We start from the raw sequence: 24,563 nt of genomic DNA on the forward strand, positions 1-24,563 counted from the left end.
TCTCTCCACTCGCCGGAGGTCTCTCCCATGCGGCGCGTTCGTCCCGGTTTTACGCTCATTGAGTTGCTGGTCGTAATCGCGATCATCGCCATCCTGATCGGGTTGCTGCTGCCCGCGGTGCAAAAGGTGCGCGAGGCCGCCGCCCGCACTCAGTCCGCGAACAACCTCAAACAGATCGGGTTGGCCCTCCACTCCGCTCACGACACCTTCGGGGCCTATCCCCCGGTGCTGGTGAACCAGTGGGCGTCGTTCAACAGCGGCCCCCCGGGCCAGGTCCACTACAGCGGGCCGTATCTGCCCGACAGTGCGAGCACCGCGGGCAGCGACAAGACCACCTTCTTTTACGCGCTGCTGCCGTACATCGAGCAGGCCGCGCTGCACAGCTCGATCAACGGCTACCAGTGGTTTCTGATGGGGACTCGCAAGGACGACGCGAGCAAGCTGGTCGGGTCATCGACCCCGAAGACCTATATCGCGCCGGCTGACGTTAGCGCCTACCAGTACGTGAACTGGGCTTGGCCGTACACCGGCAACGGTACGACGTACCAGATGGGCTTGGTGAGTTACGCGCCGAACGTCCGCGCGTTCGGTCAGGCTACCGGGAACGGCGGGTTCAGCGTGTGGGACGTGGCCTGGAACAACGCGGGGGGCGGCGCCCGGCGCGTGGGCGGCATCACCGACGGCACCTCCAACACCATCGCCGTCGTCGAGAAGCAGATGGTCTCCGGCAACACCCAAATGTCCTACAAGGACTGGGCTGTCAATAACAGCGGCGGGACCGGCAACGGGCCGTTCGGGGTTCAGATGTGGGCCACCACCGACTGCCCGCCCGAGGGGCTGCCCTTCTTCGGGTGCAACTGCAACGACCCGACCCAGAGCTGGGACGACAACTTCGGACAGTGGTGGCTCGGCAACTGCCGCATGGTGAGCGGGGATTCGAACGAGTACTTCCAGACGCCGCGGAACCGGTTGGTTCCGGACCAGCAGCAGGCGTACAACCTGTACCCGTTCTACGCGGGCGGGCTCCAGGCCGTGATGTGCGACGGCAGCGTCCGCACCATTAACACTTCCGTCTCGGTGCAGTCTTGGAGCGCCGCGGTCACCCCGGCGGGCGGTGAGGCCGTCAGCCTGCCCTGATGCACGCCGGCCCCGGCCCACCGGTCGGGGCCGTTCGCATCGCGGGTCCCAACATACGGAGGTTACCATGCGGCGGATCGTGCGGCTTGGGGCGGGAGTGCTGTTGGCCGCGTGCGGGGTGCTGATGACCTCGTGCGGCGGGTACGTGCGCGAGGAGCGGCTCCCGGAAACCGGGGCGACTCTCGAAGGGACGGTGACTTATGGGACCGAAAAGGTTCCGGCCGCTCTCGTCATCGTCGCGGGGGCCGGTGGGTCGGCCACCGGCCATGTGGACGAAGCGACCGGGCGGTACAAGGTCGAAAACGCTCCCCTCGGGGAGGTGAAAGTGGCGGTTAACACGGCACCGGTTCGGGGCGAGATGCAGGGCAAGCTGATGTCCGGCTACTACAAGGGGCCGGAGGCTAAAGGCAAGGGTGTCACGGCCCCGCCCAAGATCGTTGACGTGCCGGCGAAGTTCGCGAACCCGGCGACATCCGGGCTCTCGACCACCATCAACGCTGGAGCGAACACTTACGAGATTAAGCTTCCCCGTTGAGCCAACGGATTGGTCCGTGCAGTCACGGTCACCCGCTTCGCCTCAGATGCGGCGAAGCGGATCGTTCATTCGCCGTACTCTCGGCAACCCTTACCGAACGAAGTAGGTGTACAGCGACAGGCTTAGGGAGACGACAACCATCAGCCACGCGAGAAGGAGTAACTTCGTGTCGCGGCGCTGCCGGATGCGGAGCCGTTTCAACACCGCTTCCATCTCCGCGAGCCGGGCCGAAATTGTGACGTACTCGGCCGTTTGTTCACGGACGCTTGCCGAGAGTTGATCCAGCCGGGCTTCTAAGCGAACGATCTTTGCTCGGAGCTCGCGAATGACCGCGTCGGTCTCCTCCGGGCTGTCGAAGTCGTCGCCATCGTTTTCGTCGTCGAAACGGCTCATGGCTCGACCCTTTGGGCGTTCAGCCGCCGATGGCGTGCATGGTGCGGTCGGGCTTCACGAAGGTCGCGGTGTTGATTTCGTGGCCCCGCCACTTGGTCCATACGCTCGTGCGCAGGGCGTTCGCAATTCCCAACTCATCTATTGTAGCCTGCCGTAAAAATACTTTCACGTCAGTTTCATCGAGCGCGAACAGACAGTTGCGTAGCTTGCCGTCGGCCGTGAGGCGGAGGCGGTTGCACGACGCGCAGAACGGTCGCGACACCGACGCGATTATCCCTACCGTTCCACCGCCATCGCTGTAGGCGTAGTCCAGTGACGGGGAAGACGGGTCGTGATTCGTCGGTACTAACTCGCCCACCCCGCGCTGAACCCGATCGAGGATTTCGGACGCGAAGAGCACCTTCTCGCGCTCCCACGCCTCGGCCCCGATGGGCATGTACTCGATGAACCGCAACTCGAACCCGTTGGCGCGGCAGTAACGGGCGAGCGGGACGACATCGTGTTCCGCGAACCCGCGGACGGCCACCGTGTTCACCTTGATGGGAGAGAACCCCGCCCGTTTGGCCCCTTCGAGACCCGCGAGTACCCGTTCGAGCCCGTCACGCCGGGTCAGCGAGCGGAACCGCGCCGGATCGAGGGTGTCGAGCGAGACGTTAAGCCGCCGGAGACCCGCATTGAACAGCTCTTGGGCGTGCTCAGCGAGCAAAATGCCGTTGGTTGTGAGGCCAATGTCGGTGAGCCCGGGAACGGCTGTCAGCAGCCGCACGAGTTTGTGCAGTTCTTTCCGCATCAGTGGTTCGCCGCCGGTGAGCCGAACCTTGTTCACCCCCAGCGGGACGGCCACGCGAACGAACGCCACGATCTCTTCGAACGTGAGTAGCTCCGAGCGATCTTGGAACGTTACGTTCTCGGGCATGCAGTAGGTGCAGCGCAGGTTGCACCGGTCCGTGACGGAAATGCGCAGGTTGTTATGGATGCGGCCGAACGAGTCTCGAAGCGCGGAGCCCGGTGCGGGCGGTGTGGGGCGGGACACCGGCCCCGGATCGGAAGCGAGTCGTAACGGGTGTCGCGCGCTCACGTCTTCGTTCCGTTCTTGCTCTCGTTCTCGGTCCCGGGCTTCGTGCCGAAGCCTAGCTGTTCCAAACCTGGATTGCGGGCTCGGCGAGGTTGTGGTGGTTAAAGCCCAGGATGCTCAGTGTGGCCGTGCCCAACAATATTGAGGTCGCGAGCGTCACCGGGTGTTCGATCCACCGCGCCGCGATCACGCGCAGGATGTGCCCGTGTGCGAAGCAGATGACGTTGCCGTGGAGGCCCTTCAACTTGGTCACGAGGCGATCGACGCGGGCTTTAACCTCATCGGGGCTTTCACCGCCGGGTGCGCCGTCGCGGAACAGGTTCCACCCGGGCCGGCGCGCGGCAATTTCCTTGCTCTTCAGCCCTTCAAATTCTCCGTAATGCCATTCCAGCAAATCCGGGTCCGTGCTGGGCGAAAATCCCGCGAGTTCCGCGGTTCGGCGGGCGCGTGACAGAGGGCTTGTGAACTGGTGATCGAATGTGATACCTCTGAGCCGTTCGCCGAGCTTTCGTGCCGATTCTTCGCCCGGACCGGTGAGCGGCAGGTCGGTGCGCCCGGTGTGCTGTCCGGACTTCGACCACTCGGTTTCGCCGTGACGCGCGAGGTAGATCGTAGGCAGGTCGTTCATGGGGTGGCCGTCCGTCATTTTGATTGGTGGACCCATTCCCCGGTTCCGTCCGGCGCGTTCTCTTTCTTCCAGATCGGTACCAGTTCTTTCAGCGTATCGATTACGTAGCGGCAGGCGTCGAACGCGTCCCCGCGGTGCGGGCAACTCGCCGCGACCGCCACGCTCACCTCTCCCACTTCGAGCCGGCCGAGCCGGTGGGTGATTGCGAGTTCGCCGATCGGCCACCGCTCTCGGGCCGCCGCTTCGATCTCGGCCAGTTTCTTTTCCGCCATTGGCGCGTAGGCTTCGTACTCCAGAAACACCGTGACCCGCGAACCGGTGAGGTCGCGCACGGTTCCGAGAAACAGCACGACCGCCCCGCAGTGCGGGTTGCGGACGCTTTCGGTCAGTGCGTGGTAGTCGATCGGGTCGTGCGTGAGCCGGAACATATTGGAAGTGTAGCGTCTTACCGGCCCCCGATGAATGCATTCTTCGGGACGAACAGCTTGTGACCGCTCGGCTCGATGATCGTGACTCCTTCTGGGTCCCAAACGGTCGTGCAATTGGTGAAGTAATTCGGGTCACTGGAAGGGTTGTGGAACTCGTACTCGGTCCAGTGCCCGTACAGCAGGTCACCGTGAACGTGGGATACAACGCCGATGCCGCAGTGCCGGAACCGGTTCGGCTCATTCCACCACGACGAGCGGTCAACGACGAACACCACGTATGGGTCGTTGCTTCCGAAATTCAGGTGGCTCGGCTGTTCCCAGCGGGCACGGACGTGACCGATCGGGATCTGGAGTAGCGCCACGGATAAGAGACATGCCGCCCCGAACAGCGGAACGAGGCAGCAGCGCCAACACGAGCGGCATGTACGGCTCTCATCCGCCGCTGACGGGGGGGATGACGGCGCATTCGTCGGCTGGGGCGAGGACATGTTCATCGTCCGTGGTGTCGTGGTTCACAGCGACGGCTGAGCGCGCGAGCAGGCTTCGCGCGAGCGGCAGCCGGTTCCCCAATTCGAGCCGGAGGGCGCCAACGGTTGTGCCGTCCGGCAGCACGACCGTCACGGTGTCCGAGCCGGCAAGGTCGCGGAGGGCGGCAAACAGCTTTACCGTAAGTGTCATGGTGACGGTCCGTGCGCACCGCGGCTAGTCGCTTACCAGCCCGCCGAGTGGCTTGCGGAACCGCTCTTCCAACTCGGGAAGCAGGCCGTAGGCGTAGGCGAGGTACTGGATCGGATGCAGGGTGCGCTTACCGCTGCCCTGTTCCATCTGCATCCGGCAGGCGCTGCATTCGGTCGAGCCGAACAGGACGCGCGGGCGGTTCAACTCGGTCAGCATGCCGGCTCCGGCCACGAGTGAGGTGTCGAAGTTCTCGGCCTTCAGCCCCCAGGTGCCGGCCATTCCGGAGCAGCCCGCGTCGATCGTGTGGACTTTCACTCCGGGAATGAGTTCCAGCAGCCCCGGACCGCGGACCGCTCCGCGCAGCGCTTTCATGTGGCACGGGATGTGGTGTCCCAGTGTAACGTCGAGCGGTTGGAAGTCGGTGCGGAGTTTCTTCGCGGCGTGTAACTCACCGAGATAGGTCGTGAGTTCGACCGTGTGTGCGGCCACAGCAATCGCATCGGGATCGTCGAGGATGTCCTGGTAGTCCTGGGTCAGCATGAGCGCCGAGGTCGGCTCCAGGCACACGATGCGGAACCCGTGTCGGGTGAGGTCCGCGAACACCCGGATGTTGCGCAGCGCGCGCTCGCGGGCGGTGTCGAGATCCCCCTTTGCGAGCGGAGCGACCCCGCTCCCCACCTGGCGCGACGGCACGTGAACCTCGATCCCGTGGTGCTGTAGCACCCGGACGGCGGCCACGCCGATGAGGGGGTCGTTGTACGACGCGAAGACGTCCGCGAAGAGCGCCACGCGGGGCGTTCCGGGCAGCGCGGGAGCGACGCTCGGGCGGCGCATGAGCCCGAGCCCGCGGGCACGACGGAAGAACGTTCTCAGGTGGAACGCCGGCAGCCGGCGCCGGCGCGAGACACCGAGAAACTTCTCCAGCAGCCACCGGGCGGAGCGGCGACCGAGGAGCGCGTTGACGAGCGGGGCGAAGTTGCTGCCGAGGGCCGCGAGCCCTTCGGTGCGGGCGAGCACCCAGTCCCCGCGCTCCAGTCCGTGTTCCGCGTGGCGCTGGGCCTTGGTTTCGAGCATGAGTTTCGGAACGTTGACTTTGGCCGGGCACTCGTCGCGGCACATCTTGCAATTGACGCACAGCTCCGCGACGGTCCGCACCTCGTCGGGGGTGGCGGCGGTCGGGTCTCGCAGCACGCGGAGCATATTTGCCATGCCTCGCGGGGTCGCGTGCTCGTCGCCGCGGGAGCGGAACGCGGGGCACATGCGTTCCGGGGGCGTGCGGGTGCGACAATCGCCGCACCCGTTGCACCGGGCCGCCTCGGCTTCTGGCGCGCCCGTCCAGAGGAGCAGCGGGGTGCGGGGCGGGGGCTCGGGGGCGAGAGGCACGGAACCGGTCTCGGCTTCCGACTCGGCTCGTCCGTCTTGCGACGCCTCTTCTTCTTGCTGTTCGTGCCGGTGCGGCTTTCGCAGGGGCCAGGCCTCGCGGCTCGGGTCCGGCCCGACGATCTTCCCCGGGTTGAGGATGCCTTTGGGGTCGAAGATCCGCTTGAGTTCACGGAACACCGGCATCAGTGTGCCGAACTGCCGCTCTACCCAGGGGGTGCGGGCGATGCCGGTGCCGTGCTGCGAGCTGACGGTGCCGCCGAGCGCGAGCGCGAGCGCGTGAACCGATTCCGCGAGCGGCCAGAGCTTTGCCCGGTCGGTCGGTTCGCCGAGGTCGAGCAGCGGGCGCGTGTGAACTTGGCCGGTCAGTGCGTGGACCAGGAACGTGCCGCTCAGCTCGAAGCGCTTCAGAATGTCCTGGACGCGGGTCAGGAATTCGGGCAACGCCTCGGCTGGTACTCCGACGTCCTCAATGCACGCGACCGGGCGCGGGCCATTTTGGGAGTGCAGGCCCGAGACGGCCGCGTCGCGGATGTTTCGGATGTGAGCGACCCCTTCGGGGGTGCAGGTTGGTTCCGCGAGCACGCGGAGGATGTGCTCGCGTTGAAGGGATTCGACCGCACCCCACGCGCGCTCCGTGGCGCGGCGCTCGCTGTCGGCTTCGAACCCGACCAGTAGCGCCGCTCCGACGGTCGGAATGCCGTACCCGCGCGTCAGAGCGAGGAGTCGCCGTTCGAGTAGGTCGCACAGCACCGGGCTGTATTGGCGCAGGGCGAGGCCGGCGCGAACAGCGGCGTCGAGGGTCGGAAACCCGATGAGGCTGAGGCACGTGCCGCCCGCGACCGGGACCGTGCGGAGGGTCGCTTCAGTAACGATCGCAAGTGTACCTTCCGATCCCACAAGCAACTTTGTGAGGTCTGGATCGGCCCCGCCGAGCACCCCGTGAAGCTGGTACGCGCACCGATCGAACGCTGTTCGCACCCGGGCCGTCGCAATGCGCTCGGCGTGCAGGGTGAGAAGTTCGGTTACGGCGCGGGTAATCGCACGTTGGCGCGGGTGGTGAATTTCTTCTGGGTGACTTTCGGCCGGTGGTTCTGAAGGACCTTGCGGTCCGGGTTCGTGTTGCGCTGCCGTTGTACTTTCGCTGACGAGCGAACTTCCGATTCGGTCCCGTTCGCCGTTGTTCCACACCACACCCAGACCCGCAACGTGGTCTCGTGTGTATCCGTGAAGGAACGCGTTCGCGCCGCTCGCGTTCGTTGCGATCATACCCCCGATGGTGCAGGTCGCTGCACTGGCGGGGTTGGGCGCGAACCGGCGGCCGACCCGTGCCAGTTCGGCGTTCAGATCTGCGAGAACGGCACCGGCCTGAACGGTTACGGTGTCGGGGCCGATTGCGAGCACTTGGCGGAAGTGGCGGCTCAGGTCCAGCACCACTCCCCACGTCAGGGATTCGCCGCTCAACCCGGTTCCGGCGCCGCGTGGGGCGAGTGGGATCGCGTGCTCGTGGCAGTACCGCACGAGGTTTGCGACGCTTTCCACGTCTTCCGGGACCGCGACGAGGGCCGGTTCTGTGTGGAACGGGCTGGCGTCGGTGGCGTAAAGGCCGCGCGTGAGCCGGTCGAAGTGGAGCCGTCCGCGGAACGAGCCGCGGAGGTCGTCGATGATCTGGGTTTCGTCGAACACGGCGTGCGGTGGACCGTGAGAGTGGGCAGACACAGGGTAGCAGAATTTCCGACGAAGGGCTGCCCACTGCTGGGGGCCGGCTCGCTATTTCCCGCCGAACACTAGTGACATCATTTCCGCGCGGGTGGCGGGGCTGTCGAGGAACCCGCCGCGCATCGAACTGGTGATGGTCATCGCGCCGGGCTTCCGCACCCCGCGAATGGTCATGCACGAGTGGCTCGCCTCGATCACCACGCCCACGCCCCGGGCCTTCAGGTGCGTCATGACCAGGTCGGCAATGTTCTCGGTCATGCGCTCCTGAACCTGTGGGCGCCGCGCGACGGCGTCCACCACTCGGGCGAGTTTCGAGAGGCCGACGATCTGGCCGTTAGGAAGGTAGGCGATGTGGGCCTTCCCGAAGAACGGGAGCAGGTGGTGTTCGCAGCACGACGCGAATTCGATGTCTTTGACCAGCACCATCTCATCGTGCTTCTGCGTGAACGTTTTCTGGAGGTAGACCGCGGGGTCGGTTTGCAGCCCGGCGAACACCTCGGCGTACATCCGGGCCACGCGGTCCGGGGTTTCGAGCAGCCCCTCACGGTCCGGGTCCTCGCCGACGGCGAGAAGGATCTCGCGCACCGCGCTGCGGAGCCGGGCGTGATCGATTTTTAGCGGGGTGATGGCGTTGGAGGTGCGCGGCGCCTCGTCGGCGTCGTCGGGCGAGGGCGTGTGTCGGCTGATCTTGCTCAAGCGGCGCTCCGGGTAGGGCGAACCGTACCGATTCGCGGGAGTATTGTAGATGGTTTTGGTGGGCGGCGAGGTGTCGGAAGGTGTACAGGGGCTTCACGGCTGGCCGAGCGTGTCGTTTTCGTTTGGACGGAATCGGCCGGCACTTCCGGTTGCGCCCCGGTAACGACTTCTTGACACGGTGGACGGTATAATACCGTATCGCACGGTCCACCTCTCCAGGCCCTTCGGAACGAGGGTTTCAAACATGGCCCTAACCGCACAGCAGATCGCTGAGCAACGCAAGGACGTTGAAGAACTCATTGCCGGTCCGGACGTCGGGTTTGCGAAGGCCCTCTTCTTCGGCAAGTTCAAGGCGGGTTTGCTTTACCCGTACCCCGTTCTCCCACCCGACCAACGGGCGGCGGCGGACGAGATGGCCGCGAAGGTGCGCGCCTACGCCGAATCGCACATCGATCACATGCGCATCGACCGCGAGGCGCGCATCCCGGATGCCGTTGTGCGGGGGCTGGCCGATCTCGGCCTGTACAAGCTCACCATCCCGGCCGAGTACGGCGGGCTCGGGTTCGGTCAGCAGCAATATTTGAAGACGATGGAGGTGCTGGGCGGGCACGACGCGAGCGTCGCGGTGTTCGTCAACGCGCACCACTCGATCGGTGTGCGCGCGCTGTGCCTGTTCGGGTCGAAGGAGCAGCAGGCGCGCTGGCTCCCGGGTCTGTACGACGGCTCGAAACTGTGTGCCTTCGCGCTGACGGAACCGGAAGCGGGATCGGACGCCGGAAACGTTCAGACCACCGCGACACCGACCGAGGACGGTTCGGCGTACGTCCTGAACGGGACCAAGCACTACATCACCAACGGCGGGATCGCCCACGTTCTCACCGTCATGGCCCGGACCCCGGACCCGTCGAGCCCGAAAGGCAAGGTCAGCGCCTTTCTGGTGACGCCCGACATGCCCGGCTTTGAGGTCGTCGAGGCGCGAGCCGAGAAGTGTGGCATCCGTGGCACCGCGACCGGAAAGATCCGGTTCACGAACATGCGCGTGCCAAAGGAGAACGTACTCGGCCAACTCGGCCGCGGGCTCCAAGCGGCCTTGACGGTGCTGAATTACGGCCGCGTGACCTTCGGTGCGACGTGTACCGGCCACGCGAAAGCCTGCATTCAGGCGATGACGACGCACGCCAAAAAGCGGGTGCAGTTCCAGCAATCGCTGGCAGAATTTCAGCTCGTGCAGAAAAAGGTCGCGTTCGCGGCGGCGCACTGTTTCGCGATGGAGGCTGCGACCGCCGAGTGTGCGGCGTTCATCGACCGCGGTGCGCCGGACTACATGCTGGAGACGGCTATTCTGAAGGTGTTCGCGACGGAGCACCTGTGGACGATCGTGAACGACACGCTCCAGGTGTACGGCGGGAAGGGGTATTTCTGCGACCAGCCGATCGAGCGGTGGATGCGTGACGCTCGCATCAACACCATCGGCGAAGGCGCGAACGATGTGCTGAAAGCGTTCATTGCGGTGGTGGGGTGCCGTGGCCCGGGGGTGTACCTGAAGGGGCTCCAAGACGACATGCTCGGCGGTCGGTGGAGCTTGCGTAAGTTGGGACAGTCACTCGGGGTGGTCGGGCAACTCGCGGCGCCGTGGCTCACGACCGGCACTCCGGAAGTCCCGGTGACAGCGCCAGAACTGAAGGACGACGCGTACACGCTGGCCCGGCTCGTGCGTGAGTTCGGGTTGAAGCTCCCGCACGTGTTCATGGCCGCGAAGACGGAAGAGAACTTTGCGGTGTCGGAGCTGGTCCACGAGCGCATCGCAGACATTGCCATTGACCTTTACGTGAGCGCGTGCGTACTGGCCCGGCTCGATTCCCTACTCGGACAAGCGGGCGAAAACGCTAAGGCGGTGACCGATCACCATGCGGACCCGGTCGCCGGAAAGTACTTCCTGAAGCTGGCGTTCCGCCGCATCCGCGAGCGGTTCGCCGCGCTCGACGATAACGACGATGCTTCGCTTTTGGAGAGCGCCCGGGCGACGATTATGAAGTTCTGAGGGGTGCTCCCGGGTGTGGCATTTCGTGAACTAGGGTTGCGCTGGTGAGGGCACGCTGAGCTGTGCGGATGAACGCGCTAAGGCCCTTAGCGCGGTTGCTGCCGAAGTGCTTGCGAGAACGCTTTTGCACAGGTTGTGGTACGCCTTCTCGGTTTGAACGCCGGCGGGGCGCGTCGTCGGTTATACGACTGGGATGCCGATGGAACCGAAGCTTCAAGAGTTGCTGCAAGCGGTCATTGCCAAGACGCCCAAGGGTGAGCTGAAGTGGCGCTCGCATTCGGACGAGTCGTTTCGGCTGGCAGTCGGTTCGGGATATGTTCACATCAGTCGCAGCCCGGGGCGGGTTGAGGGTGAGGGCGACGCGTCGGCCGCGCGGACGTACGTGGCTCAAATCACCGATGCGCAGCGGCGAGTTGTAACCGAGACGCAGGCCATAACCGGTCAGGAGGGTGATGCTGCGTTGCTCGCGGAATTGTTTGAGGTTGCCCGGAAGTCTGCGTTGAAGACGGAGAGTGTGCTCAACGAAATGTTGGACGTGCTGCGCGGCATTGCGGTATCGTGACAGGCCTTCTCCGCACCCGGTACCCGATTCGTTTCACTTCTTTTGCATGACGCGCCGGATTGTCGGCGCGTTTGTCGATTTTAAAGACAATTTGCTGTCGGAGTTTTGTCACGTCTTGCTGACGAACAGCCGGTTGTCGTCGGGCTTCAGGTTCGCCGATGGTCCGTTCAATTTGAGCGGCATTTGGGTTGCCCTGCGCAGAACATTTGATTTCGCTTGACCGGCTCGTCAGCGGAGTTTAGAAATTGATTGCACGGGTCCATTTCAATTGTTCTTGCCGCTCATTACTCCAGTCACTCCCGAGCGGCACCTTCTCCCGAGGCGCTTATGTCCGCTTTCTCTCTCGCCAGACCGAAGCGTGGGTTCACGCTGATCGAGCTGCTGGTGGTGATCGCGATCATCGCGATCCTGATCGGGCTTCTCCTGCCCGCCGTTCAGAAGGTGCGCGAGGCCGCCGCGCGCATGAAGTGCTCCAACAACCTCAAGCAGCTCGGTCTGGCGCTGCACAGCTTCCACGATGCCAACGGGCGGTTCCCGGCGGCCGGCGTCCTTACGATGGCCAAGCCGGTGCCCGCGTCGAACGCGCCGCCCAACCACCACACCTGGCTGACCTACTTGCTCCCGTATGTGGAGCAAGACAACTTGTTCAAACAGACGAACATTAACGCCCCGGCCTGGGGGCAGACCATCGTCTCGACCGACGTGTCGTTGTTGCGCTGCCCGTCGGATTCCGGCTACGGCAAATCCGACGAGACGCACAATATCGCCGTCACGAACTACGCCGGGAGTGAGGGCTATCACTGGTGGTCGACCGCGGTTTTCGACCCAGGTACCGGTAAAACGGGGGATTACTCCGGGCTGTTCACGGTCAACCGGACCTTTAAGTTTGCTGACGTTACCGACGGCACGTCGAACGTTGTGGCTATTGCGGAAGTGACGAGCTACGGCTTCAAGAACGGGCCGTTCAACAAGCAGGGCGGTGGCATTCTCCGTGCCCGCGGGAGCGAAGCGGTACACCGAGCTGCGTTCGTCTTCACGGGGTACGCCGGAACCTCCAAATTCCCCCCGTTCATGGGGCCGGACGGGTCCGCCACCCCGAGCGTGGATGGGCAATGGGTCAGCGGATTAACCGCACCGTACAGCTTCCCGCCGACGTACTTGACCGCGTGGGGCATCAACTGCGACTGGCCGGGTGCTCATTCGATGCACGGGAGTTCGGTTCAAGCGGCCCGTGCGGACGGTTCGGTTGGTACCTACACGACCAGCATGTCTTGGCCGATTTGGGTGGCGGTCAACGGTGTCGGTGACGGTGCCGTCGTTACGGAGTAATGCCTGTGTTTGCCTCCTCGTCCGAGAAGGCGAAAGGACCGGTCTGTTGAGTGTGTGTTGAGTTCGCTCGGGTTCGTTGCCGTTCGCCGGAACGGACCCGCTCCTTTCCCAGTTGAATTGAACAGAGGCCGGTGTCCGATGAAGAAATCCTTTGCTCTCCTTGTTTTTAGTGTGATGTTGGCGGCTGTCGGATGCGAGGGGAAGACTCTTCCGAGTGGTCCCGTTGATACGTCCGATCCCAACAAGACTTACGGGGGGATGGCTCCCTTGCCGAAGGGTGGAAAAGATCCCGTCAAGCCGGGTGGGATGCCGAAAGCTCCTTGAGGCGAATGAGGGGCTTCTACCCTTCCATTTTGCTCTTGCTTTGATCTGATTGAACGTGTGAGTCAACGGGGGCGGAAGCGCGGCGCACTGATAGCCGCGTTTCCGCCCCTACTTTGTTTTCCACACCATTTCACTTTACGCTGCTCGCTCCCTGCGGCGCTCAGGTCGCTCGCGCCGTGCGGTTGCCGCCTCTCCCCGTCTGCGGTAGCCTCAACATATCGCCAGGTTCCCGCCAACGGAGCATCTCCTAATGCCTCGCTACCTTCTCGCATTGCCGTTGTTTGCGGCGACTGCGTTCGCGCTCGCCGTGCCGCCGGAGGGGGCCGGCACTCAACCCAACAAGAAGGGGCCGTCCGGCGATGATGACGCCGCGGTTGCGCAGGTTAAAGCCGCCGACAAGGGGCTGAAGGTCGAGGTGTGGGCGTCCGCGCCGACGATGGCGAACCCGGTATCGTTCTGCTTCGACGAGAAGGGCAAGTGTTACGTCGCGGAGACCACACGGTTCGAGAACGGGGTGCCGGACACTCGCGGCCACATGAAGTGGCTCGACGAGGACCTCGCGAACCGCAGCATCGACGACCTGCTGAAGATGTACAACAAGCACAACTACAAAGGTTACGAGAAGTACAGCGACCAAGTGCGCGTTGTGTGGTCCAGCAACGGTCGCGGTCCGGCGGATAAGAGCGAGGTGTTTTCCGGCGGCTACAACCGGCCGCAGGACGGGCTCGCCGCCGGCGTACTCGCCCGAAAAGGGAGCGTGTACTTCACCTGCATCCCGGACCTCTACCAGTTGAAGGACACTAACGGGGACGGGAAGGCGGACGAGAAGAAGTCGCTGTTCACCGGCTTCGGTCCGACGGTGCAGTTCCTCGGTCACGACCTCCACGGCCTTCGCATGGGGCCGGACGGCAAACTGTACTTCAGTGTGGGCGACCGCGGGTTCATGGTTACCACCAAGGAAGGAAAGAAGCTCGAGTACCCGAATACAGGCGCTGTTCTGCGGTGCGATCCGGACGGGGCGAACCTCGAAGTGGTTCACAGCGGACTGCGCAACCCGCAGGAGATCGCCTTCGACGACTTCGGTAACCTGTTCACTTACGACAACAACTGCGACAGCGGCGACCGCGCGCGGTGGGTTCACATTGTTGAGGGCGGCGACAGCGGCTGGCGCGGTGGGTTCCAGTACAGCACCGGATACCACACTCCGGAAGTGCCGCAGGGCAACCGCGGCGCGTGGAACACCGAGAAGCTCTGGCACACGCAGCACGAGGGGCAACCCGCCTGGATCGTGCCGCCGCTGTTGCACCTTGGTAACGGTCCGGCCGGGATCACGCACTATCCGGGCATCGGGCTGAACGACAAGTACAAGGACCACTTCTTCGCCTGCGACTTCACGTCCAGCGCGGGCAGCAGTGTGATCTGGGCGGTGTCCGTGAAGCCGAAGGGCGCGAGCTTCGAGGTACAAAAGCCGGAACCGTTCTTGCGCGGGATGGTGCCGACCGACTGCGAGTTCGGCCCGGACGGTGCGTTCTACTGGTCGGACTGGGTCGGCGGGTGGGCGCCACAGAACCGCGGGCGCATCTTCCGTGTGACGGACGCCGAGGCGATGAAGAACCCCAAGGTGGCTGAGGCGCAGAAACTCCTTGCGGCAGGGTTCGAGAAGGCGAGCGTTGCGGAACTCGCGAAGCTGCTGGAGTTCCCGCACCAGCAAGTCCGGCAGGAGGCTCAGTTCGAGTTGGCGGGGCGGAAACCAGAAGAGGCGCTGAAGGCGTTCGAGGGTGTTCTCAAGGACGGAAAGAATCGACTCGCACGGCTGCACGCCGTGTGGGGGCTCGGGCAGATTTCCCACAAGAGCAGCGAGGCCGTCCGGTCACTGGTCGAGGCGCTGGGCGACTCGGACGGCGAGGTACGCCGGGCCTCGGTTGAGCAGATCGGGAAGGTATCGAGTCCTCCCGTCGCGAAGGTGCAGGCCCTGTTGACGGACCCTGATGACCGCGTGAAAGCGGCTGCCGCGGTCGCGTTCGGGAAGGCCGGCCGGCCGCGGGAGAGTGTGCGTCCGACCGGTGAACTGAGCGCGTTCACACCGCTGTTCGACCTGCTTCGCGCGAACAACGACAAAGACCCGTACCTTCGCAACGCCGCGGTGATCGGCTTGGTGAAGCTCACCGCAAATCCGGTTGATCTGGTCAACGTGTGGAAGCAGGCGAAGCAGGCGGATCAAGCGAAGTACGATGTGCCCGCCGTGCGCATGGGTTTGGTCCTTGCCCTGCGCAAACTCAAGAGCGAGAAGGTTGCCGAGTTCGTGGCGGACGCGGACGCGAAGATTGTCGCGGAGGTGGCCCGCGCGGCCTACGACGAACGCATTGAGGGCGCTATTCCGGTGCTGGCAAAGCTCGCGGAGAAGAGCGAACCGGACGCGGTCGCCTTCCGTGCCCTCGCTGCGAACTACTTCCTCGGGACGCCCGAGTGCGCCGCCCGCGTCGCGAACTTCGCCGCGCGCCAGAGTGAGCCGGACTACGTTCGCGCATTCGCACTGAAGCTGCTCGGCGACTGGTCGAAGCCGCCGCGCCGCGATCCGATCACCGGGCTGACGCTCGACCTCGCGCCGCGTGACACCAAAATCGCGGCCGGCGCGCTGCTCAAGGCGGGCGTCGCGGTGTTCGCGGGGAGTACGGTTGTACGGTCCGAAGCGGCGCAGGTGGCTGCGAAGCTGAACCTGAAGGAGTTCGGCCCGGCGATGGCCGCGATCGTGAAGGACACCAAGAGCCCGATCGCAACCCGGGTGGAGGCGCTCTACGCAGTCGATGCGCTGAAGGCGACCGAGGCCCGCGACCTGGCAGCGTTCGCCCTTGCGAGTGACGAACCGCGACTCCGCGCCGCCGGGCGCAGCGTGAAGGCGCGCCTCGCTCCCGCCGAGGTACTGAAGGAACTACCCGCGCTGCTTGAGAACCCGAACGTCTCGGTCGCCGAGAAGCAAGGGGCGTTCGCAATTCTGGCCGCGCAGAAAACGTCCGACGCCGCGGACCAGTTGCTCGGGTTGTGGCTCGATCGCCTGAATGACGCCAAGGTTCCCGGGGCGCTCGCGCTGGACGTAGTCGAAGCCGCCGAGACTCGCGCGAATGCACCGAAGCTGAAGCTGTCGGTCCCGTTGAAAGAAAAGGTGGAAGCTTACCGCCGCGTCCAGAATCGGCTCGCGAATGATCCGAAGGGCGATAAGCTCGCGGCTTACGCCGATGCGCTCGAGGGTGGGGATGCGGATAAGGGGCGGAGCCTGTTCCTAAACAACTCCGCGGTGTACTGCCAGCGGTGCCACCGGCTCGACGGGCAGGGCGGCGACGTCGGCCCCGCACTGAACGGACTTGCGGCGGACCCCGAGAAGACCCGGCGCTACTTGCTCGAAGCGGTCGTGGCTCCCAATGCGAAGATCGCAAAGGGCTACGACACCGTGATCTTGTTGCTCGCCGACGACACCACCGTCTCGGGTGTGGTGAAGAGCGAGGACAAAAAGGAGATGAAGCTCGTCACCGCGGAGAACAAGGAGCGCACGATCGCGGTGGAGGACATCCAGCGCCGGCGCACTGGCCCGAGCGCGATGCCGGACGATTTACACAAGAAGCTGAGCCGGCGCGAGCTGCGGGATCTGGTCGAGTTCCTGACGAGCTTGAAGGACCCGTTGAAGAAGTAATAATGGTGTCAGCGAGCGGGGAGGCATCAGCCTCCCCGCTCCATTTCCGGAGGCGAGATATGCCAGTCGTGATTTACGATCCGGTGTACGAGAAGCACGTTCGGGCCGAGCGCGAGCGCCTGTTTCCCAACCCCCGAGACGAAGTCTGGGACGGAGTGCTGGTCATGGCCCCGCTTGCAAATAATGAGCATCAGCTACTGGTGATGGGCTTGTGTTATGCGTTCGCTTCGGTCGTTGATCGTGACGGTGGCGATGCCGTTCTTCCCGGCTGCAACGTGAGTGATCGAGATCGCGGCTGGACCGAGAACTATCGCGAACCGGATGTGGCAGTCTATCTCGCGTCGAATTCAGCAAAGAATAGCGATACGCACTGGGTTGGTGGGCCGGATGTGGCGGTCGAGGTTGTTAGCCCGGGGGAGAACCCACGGCTCAAACTCGATTTCTACGCGCAGGTCAGTACGCGCGAGCTGCTCATCGTCGAACGCGATCCGTGGGCCGTTGAGCGTTACCAGTTGCGGGGCGGTAAACTGGTGCTGGTAGAAACCGCCGATGCCGCGAACGGCACCGTGTTGACCAGTTCGGTACTTCCGCTGACGTTCGAATTGCGTGCCGGCGCGACGCGCCCGGTGATCCGCATTGTGCACACTCAGACCGGGCAGATCTGGACCGCGTGATCGAAGCTTCTACGCCGCACCGCCTGTTCTTTAGCTTGACGGTGATGGCACATCCCGATGGTTGCTGTAACCAGCCTAGACGTTTCCGGTGATCGCGACCGGCGCTCGTAACTTCTTGCGCGACAACGGCGACGGCGACTACGTGGTAGGTGGCGGAGAGCCTGAACATGAAACGTCCCCACGGAACCGCTCTTCAGCGCAACCGCAGGGACTCGATATGCTCGGACGTGCCTTCGTGTAACAGTCACTTCACCTTCTTGTGGACCGCGACCACGACTCCGCTGCCCGCAGTGCTCTCAAATTTGGTGGGGCGCTCCTTGCCCGGTTCGCCGAACGCGACCGTCAGCGTGTCCCCTTCGAGCTTCGCGATCCCGTGGAGCGTTTTCCCGTCGTAGGTGCCGCCCTTCACCACCATGTCAATCGTGGCCGGGTTCTTGCTCAGATCGAGTACATAGGTGCCGCTGGTCGGCGCGGCCTTCGAGCCTGTTGCTGGCGTCAGCGTGTACTTGCCGTCGGCGTGCTCACGGATCGCCCCTTTGAGTGCGTCCACGGCCTTGCCGTCTCGGGTCACCAACTCCACCACCCACTTGCCGGTCGTTGGGTCCTTCTTGTCGTCCGCGGCGGTCGAGAGTCCAACGACGGCGGCCACCAACGTGAGCGCGAGCAGCGTGCGCATGGTCACTCCTTGATAGAGCGGGACGCCCGCGCGACTCGCGGGCTTGTGGTGGTATAGCGGAACCGGGGGCGGTCACCAGGACTCTTCAGGCGCATCGAAATCGGGGTGGAAGGCCGACCACTTGGGCAACCCGAGACGCGAAGCGGACCAGCGGTAGTAAACCGCCGACAGGCTCCCAAACAGAATCGCACCCGACACACCGACCATAGCCAGCGGCCATGCGAGCGGCTTTCCGACCAAGAGACGAAGGACAATGACCGCGACGTTCAGGCCGATTCCGAGCGGGACGCCGGTGAGAAGCGCGACAGGCAGGAACGTGAGGAAATGAGGAGGCGGGATGAGAAATCCCGCGCGCCAGCACAGACGCCAGAGAAGAGGGGCCGCGGTATGAGCTGCGATCCGCTGCCCTTTGAGGTACTCGACCGCGGTGTCGATTTTCTCACGCTCGGTCACGACGGACTTCGGCAGCGAGGGTGATGAGCGTCAGTTCGGGACGGCTGCCGACGCGGAACGGCGCACTCGTGGTGCCGAGCCCGCGCGACACGTACACCTGCGTCGTGGGGGCCTGAACAAATCCCTTGAGGTACTTTTGGCCGTAGTGGCTCGGGACGAACGGCGCTTCGCCGGTGGGGAAGACCACTTGTCCGCCGTGTGTGTGCCCGCTCAGCATTAACCCGACGCGTGTGTCTTTCATCTTCTCCGCCACGTCGGGGTTGTGGCTCAGGAGCAACACGGCATCGGTTTCACGCACGTCGCCGAGAGCCGCTCGCACATCGACTTGGCCCATCCACTTGTCGTCCACCCCGGCGAGGCACAGGCGCGCGCCCCGGCGTTCGAGCCACACGTGGCGGTTGGTTAGTTCGTGGACGTCTGCGGCTGCAAATCCGTCGCGCGTCTCGGCGAGCCCGTGCCAGTAGTCGTGGTTGCCCAGGACGCCGTACACGCCGAGTGGCGCCTTCAGGGCCGCGAGCGCCTCGAAGCACGGGCCGATGTATTTTCCGTCCTTGAGTGAGTAGTCGCCGCCGAGCAGGATCAGATCGGGTTCGAGGCTGAGGGCGGTGCGGACGATCGTGTGGACGTATTCGAGTGAGGTGAACGGCCCGTGGTGAATGTCGGTGAGGAACGCGACCGTCGTGCCCTCGAACTCCTTTGGCAGGTTCCGAAGCGGGACCGTGTGGCGTGTGATCTGGAGCCAGCCGGATTCGAACAGCCCGTAAGCGGCTCCGGCGGTCGCGCCGGGCGCGAGCGACGCAAGGGCGGCTTTGATGAAGAGTCGACGATCCATCACACCCACACTCGGGTTGTTGGGAACCGAGTTCATTACTTCTTAAAAGGATAAGCTGGTGAGGGGGCATAAATCTAGAGCGGGAATTGCGAGGTGCAAGGAAAGTTGAGGCGAATCGTTAGAAACGCTGGCGCTGCAATCCGTGCGCTAAGTAAAGTTGGCGCAGGCCCCGCATTATCCGGCGAACTGCCAGTGGACGTATCTGTTCAGCAGCAGTAATTGGGCGAACGCGAATCCTGTCAGGGTGACGAGCAGAAGCAGTCGTCGGTTGCGGAGCAGATCGGCCAGTTCGATCCAGGCCGGTAACGACGCGAGAACGATTCGGTGCCCGCTGAGCAGCGAGCCGGACACAAAGAGTTGCGCGACCGGGATCAGAGCCAGCACCCCCCAGAACGCGCCGCGCTTGTGCCACGCGCGAACGCCGAGAGCCGCGACCCCGAGAGCGGCAGCGGCCTCCCCCCAGTGCGGGAGCGCCGGATCGTAGATCGACTCCAGCGTTCGGAACGGGTTCTTCCAAGACAGTTCCGGGCGGCCCCATTTCGCCTGTGCCTTTAGCCCCGCGAATGGATCTCCGACGACCCACCACAAAGTACCCCAGAACAACGCGATCCCGCCGAGACTGCCGAGCATCACGGCGAGGGCACGCGGGCATTCGTGGCGCTTTCGTCTCAGTGCGCAGTCGACTGCGGCGGCGACCGCAAGTGCCCCGCCCGTCATGCGAGCGAGCGAGCCGCCGAGCGCGGCGAGACCCGCACGGAGGGGACGGTTCTGTTGCCACGCAGCGAGAGCGAGTGCGGTGAAGAGCAACCCGAACGATTCGTTGTACGGGGCAGAAAGGAAGAACGCGGTCGGGAACGCGAGCAGCAACGCCAAGGCGCGCCAGCCGGCGGATCGGCAGCGGAGTTGGCGTGCCGCAACTTGTGCGAACACCGCGGCCCCTGCCGCACCCGTTGCGTTAGCGACGATGAGACCGGCCCAAAAGAGGTTCAACCCCAGCGCGTGCGCGGCTTCCATGCAAACGGGCATTGCGGGGAAGAACGCAACACCGAGTCGGCCGCCGGAGTCGGCCGCGTTCGCGTACCCGTTTTCGGCGACGTTCGCGAGCCAGCAGGCATCGAACCGGTACCACGGTTCAATGAGGCGGGCGGAGCTTTGAGCGCAGAGGTCGCGAGTGCGGGTCGGGGTTGCGCTGTGTCCGTAAGGGTCGGGTGGGCTCGCAGCGAGCGCCAAGCCGAGAAGGATCGTCGCGAGGCGGACCGCCAGCGCAGCGAGGAAGAGTGGAAGAAAGTGTGGCGTGTGAGTCATCGCGCGGGAAGTGTACCACAGCGCAGACGGTCAAAGTGAAACAGAAAGCGACTCGCGGCCGTGTTCCCTTACTCGAAGGGAACACGGCCGCGAGTCGCTTTCGTAGTCGGGGCGGCGGGATTTGAACCCACGACCTCCTGCTCCCAAGGCAGGCGCGCTAGCCAGACTGCGCTACGCCCCGTTCGATTGCGGCTTCCGAACCCGAACGCCGCAATCACATGCTATCGGTTCGCCGGGATACGAAAAAGGGCAAAGGTGTCACTTCGCCAACTCGAACGACTTCAGGAACTCGTCCGCCTCTTTGCCGGTCGCTTGCTCCTTCGACCCGATCACGAATACCTGGTAGAGCCGGGCGTCGACCATGATGATTCGGACGCGGAGCGTCAGCGATTCTTTTTCGGCAACCAGGTCGCGAGCGGGGTAGTCCTTGCCGTTCGCCTTGAAGACCGTCTCACTGGACGAAACGATCTTCGCCTTGAAGTTGTCTTCGAGCCCCTTCGCGCCGCCTTCCAGCAGTTTCTTCCCCGGGCTGCTTTTCACCACGTCCGCCGGCAGGTCGGTGTAGATCACCGCGAACCCGACTTTGTCTTTGTCTTTGTCCTTTTCCGCGATGGTGATGTACAGGTCGAGCCCGCCGGCCTTTTGCGGCACTACCTTCGGCTCGAGCGGGAACTTGGCGCTAAACTTCCCGTCCTTGGAGTCGAACTTCTTGTCCTGTCCGGTCAGCGCGCCGGCCCCGAGTACCAGCACGGTCACGGCCAACACCGTTTTAAGGCTCATAGCGAGCTCCCAGGTCACTTGGTCAGGTCGAGCGAGTCGAGGAACGCGGTGGCCTCTTTTCCGCCGACGAACTCGGCGGTTCCGATGACGGCCACCTGATACAAGCGGTTGTCGCGCAGGACCGCACGCACCTTGATCCGCTGCTTATCCTTGTCTCTGTCTACGGTAACTTCCCGACCGGGCAACTTGTCGGGACCGAACTCGATTTCCTTTTCGCTCACGGTTCCTTTGGCCTTGAGCGCGTCCCGCACGCCGTCGAACAGGGTCTTGCGGTTCTCGTCTTTGGCAGCGGCGACCGGGAAATCGGTGTAGCTCACGAGGTACACGTTCGCGTCGCTCGCCGCGTAGGTCGCGACGTTGATCTTAAGATCGCCCAGGGCGCTCCGGGCCGTTTGGTTGGTGACCTTCGGGGCGCCCGGGAACTTCGCCGCGTACCGCCCTTCGGTTGAGATGTACGGCTGCCCCGCGGGCTGGGCCTGGAGTAGCACCGCGGACAGGGCGAGGGACGCGAGCGCGCTGGCGCATCGAGGACTGGTTCGGCGGTGGATCACTTGGTCAGCTCGAACGAGTTAATGAACTTGTCCGCGGTCTCGGAAGTCACCACTTCCTTCGATCCCTGGACCATCACCTGGTACAGGCGCCGCTCGACGATCACCATTCTATTGCGGAGGAACCCGTTAGGGGTTTCCAGCACCACGTCCCGGCCCGTGAACTTGGCGTCGCCGAGCGAGAGCGTGACCTCTTTGTCCTCGATCACTTTCCCGTTCTCACCCTTAACCGCGTCGCGGACCTTCTCGAGCCGCGGCCCCGGAGGCCGCTTCGAAACCTCTTCGGACGCGTCGATGTGGCTGACGGCGAAGCTAATGTCGCCTTTGAGTTCCACGGAGTCGATGGTGAGCTTGAGGGTGTCCTTGCCGGACACCACGTCCGTCGTCGCCGTCTTCGGTGTGCCGGGGAACTGGATCTTGTAGCGCCCGTCACCGGATGCGAAGGGCTTGAAGTCCTGCCCGCGTGCGGCGAGTGGGAGAGCCAGCAGTAACGCCATGAGCGCGAACGTCCGTGCCCGCATAGGTCCGCCTCCGAGTGGTGAGACGCCAGAGCCTAGACGATGCGCTGAACGCGCGGCAAGAGCAGCAGGAGGAGTGCGGGGTGAGAGGCAATGGTTGTGAGGAGAGGCTTGAACTCGCGCGGGTCGATTTGCGTTTCGGGACAGTGACGAAGCGCGCCAGGGATGGAACAGAGGGTCCGCGCTGTCTCGGGTCGCCGCCACCCAGCGAGGTGCCCTTAAACGCTCAGGGGGCAGGGCACCGCACCCGGTACCCTGCCCCCTGAGCATGGCTCTTGGTTTCCCGGCACTTACTTTTGCAGCGCCTGGATAATCCGCTCGAAGTCGTCGTTGGAGTCAAACCCGATCACGATTTGGCCCTTGTCCTTGGCCTTCACCTTGATCTCGATCTTCACCGCGAGCCGCTGCCGGAGGTCGTCTTCGAGCCCCTTCACGTGTGCGGTCTTCTCGGCAGGTTCCTTTTTCTCGGCCGGTGCCGCGGCCGCCAGTTCGGTGCCCGCGGCGGCGAGCTTGTGCTGCTTGACCAGCAGCTCGAGGGCGTGAACCGAGTAGTTCTTCATGATCGCGTCCTTCGCGAACGCGAGCTGCTGTTCCAGGTCCGTGACGCCCTTCAGCACCTTGGCGTGACCCATCGTGAGCTGCCCGTTGCGAACGGCGGCCTGCACGTCCGGGTGCAGGTTCAGCAGACCGAGCAGGTTCGTGACGGTGGTGCGATCGAGGCCCAGGCGCCCGGCGAGCTGGTCCTGGGTCATCTTGAACTTGTCCATGTACTCCTTGAACCCCTGAGCCTTTTCCAGTGGGTTCAGGTCGGTGCGCTGAATGTTCTCCACGAGCGCCGCCTCGAAGACCTGCTGGTCCTCGAAGTGGACGACGTGAACCGGCACCTCGGCGAGCCCGGCACTGCGGGCGGCCCGCAGCCGCCGTTCGCCGGCAATGAGCTGGTACTCCTCGCCGGCGGCCCGCACCACCAGCGGCTGAAGGACGCCGTGCGTTTTGATGCTGGCCGCGAGTGACGCCAGCTCTTCGTCGTCGAACTGCTTGCGCGGCTGGTACGGGTTGAACGCGATCTTCCCGAGCGGCAGCTTCGCAACCGGGGCATCGGAACTCGGCGCCGAGATGTCACCGAGGAGGGCGTTGAGGCCGCGGGCGAGACGGGGAGGAGCTTTGACGGTCGCTTCCATGCGTTGAACTCCCGAGAGGGTTAAATCGGGCGGGTTCATAGCAACCTCCGTCGCGGTGGGAAGTGGAACTGGACCGACCGCGAAATCGCGCTCCTTGGGCGCGTCAGAGTCGGGGGATGAGGCGGTCCCTTTCGGACGCGGCTTTCGGAGCCAGGTGCGTGCAGTCGCAAGCGGCGCAGCCACGAAAGCGGACCCATCGGGCAACAGACCATACGCCTGAAGTGCGAAGTCGTGGGCCGGAAACGATCCGCGAGGAACGTCGGCTGGCATGAGAGTGTTTTCTCCGTTCGGCACAACAAGCCAGGTCGCCGCGTCTTCTTTCCGATCCAACCGTCGCCGTCAGCAGAGTGGCGCCGGTTGATGTTCCACGTGGAACATTCGTTCGGGCCGCCCCAGGCGGCAAAGGGCGCCAGATCGGATCGGTCGTTACAGTCGTTACATTCTGACAACGGCCGACGTTCCACGTGGAACATCAACCGGCGTCGGAACGTCCGGCAAGTGCGACCGCCGAGAGGATCGTTTGCCGAGTGTCTTGACTGGTCGGGTTAATCGTTGCAGGCGGTAAAGTCCGTGCCCTCGACGCAACCGAACTGGCCGCGCAGACGCGTGCAACGGCGCGTGTCTGCGCACTGCTTTCAGCCTGAAACGCAGCGAGATTCGATTCTGCGCGACGGTGAAGAAAGTGGCCTTGTCGGTTGCCAGAAAACCGGACTACCATCCGCCCCGCTGGGCCAACGGACCGGAACCTGAAGGCCGAGCACGAGTCCGCTCAGGACCGGAACCCTGGGCGGACTCGTTACGGGATCAGCAACTGGTCCCGCCGGAGAAGAGGTGTTGAGATCGGCCCTTTGCGAGCGCGGGTGACGCGCGTGCGGTGTGGCGCCTCAGGCGTCGCCCGAGCAGGGGTCGGCACACTCCACACCAACCGGATCGCGTGGACGACTCACGCCGCGGACCGCGGGCAGGAACGCCCGCACGCGGACCGT

Annotated in this window: 23 protein-coding genes and 1 tRNA gene; 7 read left to right on the forward strand and 17 right to left on the reverse strand. The window is 64.2% G+C overall.

Annotated elements, in window-relative coordinates:
* Positions 1-27 precede the first annotated feature (27 nt).
* Together GobsT_RS00195 and GobsT_RS00200 are read left to right on the forward strand one after the other, a co-directional pair.
* Complete coding sequence (locus GobsT_RS00195; RefSeq protein ID WP_010038478.1) at positions 28-1,137, forward strand: DUF1559 family PulG-like putative transporter; 1,110 nt, start codon at positions 28-30, stop codon at positions 1,135-1,137.
* Positions 1,138-1,204: 67 nt separating this feature from the next.
* On the forward strand, positions 1,205-1,672 hold the full coding sequence (locus tag GobsT_RS00200; RefSeq protein ID WP_010038477.1) for a hypothetical protein: 468 nt from the start codon (positions 1,205-1,207) through the stop codon (positions 1,670-1,672).
* 90 nt (positions 1,673-1,762) lie between these two features.
* On the opposite strand, the gene GobsT_RS00205 is transcribed toward GobsT_RS00200, so the two are convergent.
* The 8 genes from GobsT_RS00205 to folE all read right to left on the reverse strand — a co-directional run bounded on the left by GobsT_RS00205 (position 1,763) and on the right by folE (position 8,600).
* Positions 1,763-2,065, reverse strand: coding sequence for a hypothetical protein (locus GobsT_RS00205; RefSeq protein ID WP_010038476.1), 303 nt, complete (start codon positions 2,063-2,065; stop codon positions 1,763-1,765).
* A gap of 19 nt (positions 2,066-2,084) precedes the next feature.
* A complete protein-coding gene (gene moaA, locus GobsT_RS00210) occupies positions 2,085-3,098 on the reverse strand; it encodes a GTP 3',8-cyclase MoaA (protein ID WP_010038472.1) in 1,014 nt (337 codons plus the stop codon).
* A 97-nt stretch (positions 3,099-3,195) separates the two neighbouring features.
* Entirely contained in the window at positions 3,196-3,768 is a 573-nt protein-coding gene (locus GobsT_RS00215) for a histidine phosphatase family protein (protein ID WP_029600826.1), read from the reverse strand.
* 14 nt (positions 3,769-3,782) lie between these two features.
* Entirely contained in the window at positions 3,783-4,196 is a 414-nt protein-coding gene (locus GobsT_RS00220; protein ID WP_010038468.1) for a molybdenum cofactor biosynthesis protein MoaE, read from the reverse strand.
* Between the two features lie 17 nt (positions 4,197-4,213).
* Positions 4,214-4,471, reverse strand: a complete 258-nt coding sequence (locus GobsT_RS00225) for a hypothetical protein (protein ID WP_148087552.1) — start codon at positions 4,469-4,471, stop codon at positions 4,214-4,216.
* Between the two features lie 157 nt (positions 4,472-4,628).
* A complete protein-coding gene (locus GobsT_RS00230; RefSeq protein ID WP_010038463.1) occupies positions 4,629-4,874 on the reverse strand; it encodes a MoaD/ThiS family protein in 246 nt (81 codons plus the stop codon).
* Between the two features lie 24 nt (positions 4,875-4,898).
* Entirely contained in the window at positions 4,899-7,940 is a 3,042-nt protein-coding gene (locus GobsT_RS00235; RefSeq protein ID WP_010038461.1) for an FAD-binding and (Fe-S)-binding domain-containing protein, read from the reverse strand.
* A gap of 84 nt (positions 7,941-8,024) precedes the next feature.
* Complete coding sequence (gene folE / locus GobsT_RS00240; RefSeq protein WP_417936402.1) at positions 8,025-8,600, reverse strand: GTP cyclohydrolase I FolE; 576 nt, start codon at positions 8,598-8,600, stop codon at positions 8,025-8,027.
* 313 nt (positions 8,601-8,913) lie between these two features.
* Here folE and GobsT_RS00245 point away from each other — a divergent pair, with 313 nt between their 5' ends.
* The 5 genes from GobsT_RS00245 (at position 8,914) to GobsT_RS00265 (ending at position 17,284) form a co-directional block, all read left to right on the forward strand.
* The gene (locus GobsT_RS00245; RefSeq protein ID WP_010038449.1) at positions 8,914-10,710 is read left to right on the forward strand and encodes an acyl-CoA dehydrogenase family protein; all 1,797 of its coding nucleotides are present in this window, start codon (positions 8,914-8,916) and stop codon (positions 10,708-10,710) included.
* Positions 10,711-10,909: 199 nt separating this feature from the next.
* Positions 10,910-11,272, forward strand: coding sequence for a hypothetical protein (locus GobsT_RS00250; protein ID WP_010038447.1), 363 nt, complete (start codon positions 10,910-10,912; stop codon positions 11,270-11,272).
* Between the two features lie 327 nt (positions 11,273-11,599).
* Entirely contained in the window at positions 11,600-12,601 is a 1,002-nt protein-coding gene (locus GobsT_RS00255) for a DUF1559 domain-containing protein (RefSeq protein ID WP_010038443.1), read from the forward strand.
* A gap of 574 nt (positions 12,602-13,175) precedes the next feature.
* Entirely contained in the window at positions 13,176-16,610 is a 3,435-nt protein-coding gene (locus GobsT_RS00260) for a PVC-type heme-binding CxxCH protein (RefSeq protein ID WP_010038441.1), read from the forward strand.
* Positions 16,611-16,669: 59 nt separating this feature from the next.
* Positions 16,670-17,284, forward strand: a complete 615-nt coding sequence (locus GobsT_RS00265; RefSeq protein ID WP_010051359.1) for a Uma2 family endonuclease — start codon at positions 16,670-16,672, stop codon at positions 17,282-17,284.
* 244 nt (positions 17,285-17,528) lie between these two features.
* Here the strand turns inward: GobsT_RS00265 and GobsT_RS00270 are convergent, their stop codons facing one another.
* The 9 genes from GobsT_RS00270 to GobsT_RS00310 all read right to left on the reverse strand — a co-directional run bounded on the left by GobsT_RS00270 (position 17,529) and on the right by GobsT_RS00310 (position 23,577).
* Positions 17,529-17,960 (reverse strand): TIGR03067 domain-containing protein, encoded by a 432-nt coding sequence (locus GobsT_RS00270; RefSeq protein ID WP_010051356.1) that lies wholly within the window; start codon positions 17,958-17,960, stop codon positions 17,529-17,531.
* 72 nt (positions 17,961-18,032) lie between these two features.
* Positions 18,033-18,413 carry a DUF6404 family protein gene (locus GobsT_RS00275; RefSeq protein WP_010051354.1) on the reverse strand — a complete coding sequence of 127 codons (381 nt, stop codon included), beginning with the start codon at positions 18,411-18,413 and terminating at the stop codon, positions 18,033-18,035.
* A complete protein-coding gene (locus tag GobsT_RS00280; RefSeq protein WP_050790390.1) occupies positions 18,400-19,245 on the reverse strand; it encodes a metallophosphoesterase in 846 nt (281 codons plus the stop codon). Before GobsT_RS00280 ends, GobsT_RS00275 begins: the two co-directional genes overlap by 14 nt.
* Before the next feature lie 174 nt (positions 19,246-19,419).
* Complete coding sequence (locus GobsT_RS00285) at positions 19,420-20,259, reverse strand: hypothetical protein (protein ID WP_148087553.1); 840 nt, start codon at positions 20,257-20,259, stop codon at positions 19,420-19,422.
* Between the two features lie 397 nt (positions 20,260-20,656).
* Positions 20,657-20,731, reverse strand: a tRNA-Pro gene (locus GobsT_RS00290).
* A gap of 77 nt (positions 20,732-20,808) precedes the next feature.
* Positions 20,809-21,330 carry a hypothetical protein gene (locus GobsT_RS00295; protein WP_010037736.1) on the reverse strand — a complete coding sequence of 174 codons (522 nt, stop codon included), beginning with the start codon at positions 21,328-21,330 and terminating at the stop codon, positions 20,809-20,811.
* Positions 21,331-21,344: 14 nt separating this feature from the next.
* A complete protein-coding gene (locus tag GobsT_RS00300; RefSeq protein WP_010037734.1) occupies positions 21,345-21,881 on the reverse strand; it encodes a hypothetical protein in 537 nt (178 codons plus the stop codon).
* Positions 21,878-22,399, reverse strand: a complete 522-nt coding sequence (locus tag GobsT_RS00305) for a hypothetical protein (RefSeq protein ID WP_010037732.1) — start codon at positions 22,397-22,399, stop codon at positions 21,878-21,880. Before GobsT_RS00305 ends, GobsT_RS00300 begins: the two co-directional genes overlap by 4 nt.
* 287 nt (positions 22,400-22,686) lie before the next feature.
* Entirely contained in the window at positions 22,687-23,577 is an 891-nt protein-coding gene (locus tag GobsT_RS00310) for a ParB/RepB/Spo0J family partition protein (protein ID WP_010037731.1), read from the reverse strand.
* Positions 23,578-24,563 lie beyond the last annotated feature (986 nt).

It is taken from the genome of Gemmata obscuriglobus (assembly GCF_008065095.1).
Taxonomy (GTDB): domain Bacteria; phylum Planctomycetota; class Planctomycetia; order Gemmatales; family Gemmataceae; genus Gemmata; species Gemmata obscuriglobus.

Excerpts from the sequence above, each read along its gene's own strand:
- GobsT_RS00195 (WP_010038478.1), top strand. The coding sequence starts at position 28 with ATGCGGCGCGTTCGTCCCGGTTTTACGCTCATTGAGTTGCTGGTCGTA.
- GobsT_RS00200 (WP_010038477.1), top strand. The coding sequence starts at position 1,205 with ATGCGGCGGATCGTGCGGCTTGGGGCGGGAGTGCTGTTGGCCGCGTGC.
- GobsT_RS00205 (WP_010038476.1), bottom strand. The coding sequence starts at position 2,065 with ATGAGCCGTTTCGACGACGAAAACGATGGCGACGACTTCGACAGCCCG.
- GobsT_RS00215 (WP_029600826.1), bottom strand. The coding sequence starts at position 3,768 with ATGAACGACCTGCCTACGATCTACCTCGCGCGTCACGGCGAAACCGAG.
- GobsT_RS00220 (WP_010038468.1), bottom strand. The coding sequence starts at position 4,196 with ATGTTCCGGCTCACGCACGACCCGATCGACTACCACGCACTGACCGAA.
- GobsT_RS00230 (WP_010038463.1), bottom strand. The coding sequence starts at position 4,874 with ATGACACTTACGGTAAAGCTGTTTGCCGCCCTCCGCGACCTTGCCGGC.
- GobsT_RS00245 (WP_010038449.1), top strand. The coding sequence starts at position 8,914 with ATGGCCCTAACCGCACAGCAGATCGCTGAGCAACGCAAGGACGTTGAA.
- GobsT_RS00250 (WP_010038447.1), top strand. The coding sequence starts at position 10,910 with ATGGAACCGAAGCTTCAAGAGTTGCTGCAAGCGGTCATTGCCAAGACG.
- GobsT_RS00255 (WP_010038443.1), top strand. The coding sequence starts at position 11,600 with ATGTCCGCTTTCTCTCTCGCCAGACCGAAGCGTGGGTTCACGCTGATC.
- GobsT_RS00260 (WP_010038441.1), top strand. The coding sequence starts at position 13,176 with ATGCCTCGCTACCTTCTCGCATTGCCGTTGTTTGCGGCGACTGCGTTC.
- GobsT_RS00265 (WP_010051359.1), top strand. The coding sequence starts at position 16,670 with ATGCCAGTCGTGATTTACGATCCGGTGTACGAGAAGCACGTTCGGGCC.
- GobsT_RS00270 (WP_010051356.1), bottom strand. The coding sequence starts at position 17,960 with ATGCGCACGCTGCTCGCGCTCACGTTGGTGGCCGCCGTCGTTGGACTC.
- GobsT_RS00280 (WP_050790390.1), bottom strand. The coding sequence starts at position 19,245 with ATGGATCGTCGACTCTTCATCAAAGCCGCCCTTGCGTCGCTCGCGCCC.
- GobsT_RS00285 (WP_148087553.1), bottom strand. The coding sequence starts at position 20,259 with ATGGAAGCCGCGCACGCGCTGGGGTTGAACCTCTTTTGGGCCGGTCTC.
- GobsT_RS00295 (WP_010037736.1), bottom strand. The coding sequence starts at position 21,330 with ATGAGCCTTAAAACGGTGTTGGCCGTGACCGTGCTGGTACTCGGGGCC.
- GobsT_RS00305 (WP_010037732.1), bottom strand. The coding sequence starts at position 22,399 with ATGCGGGCACGGACGTTCGCGCTCATGGCGTTACTGCTGGCTCTCCCA.
- GobsT_RS00310 (WP_010037731.1), bottom strand. The coding sequence starts at position 23,577 with ATGGAAGCGACCGTCAAAGCTCCTCCCCGTCTCGCCCGCGGCCTCAAC.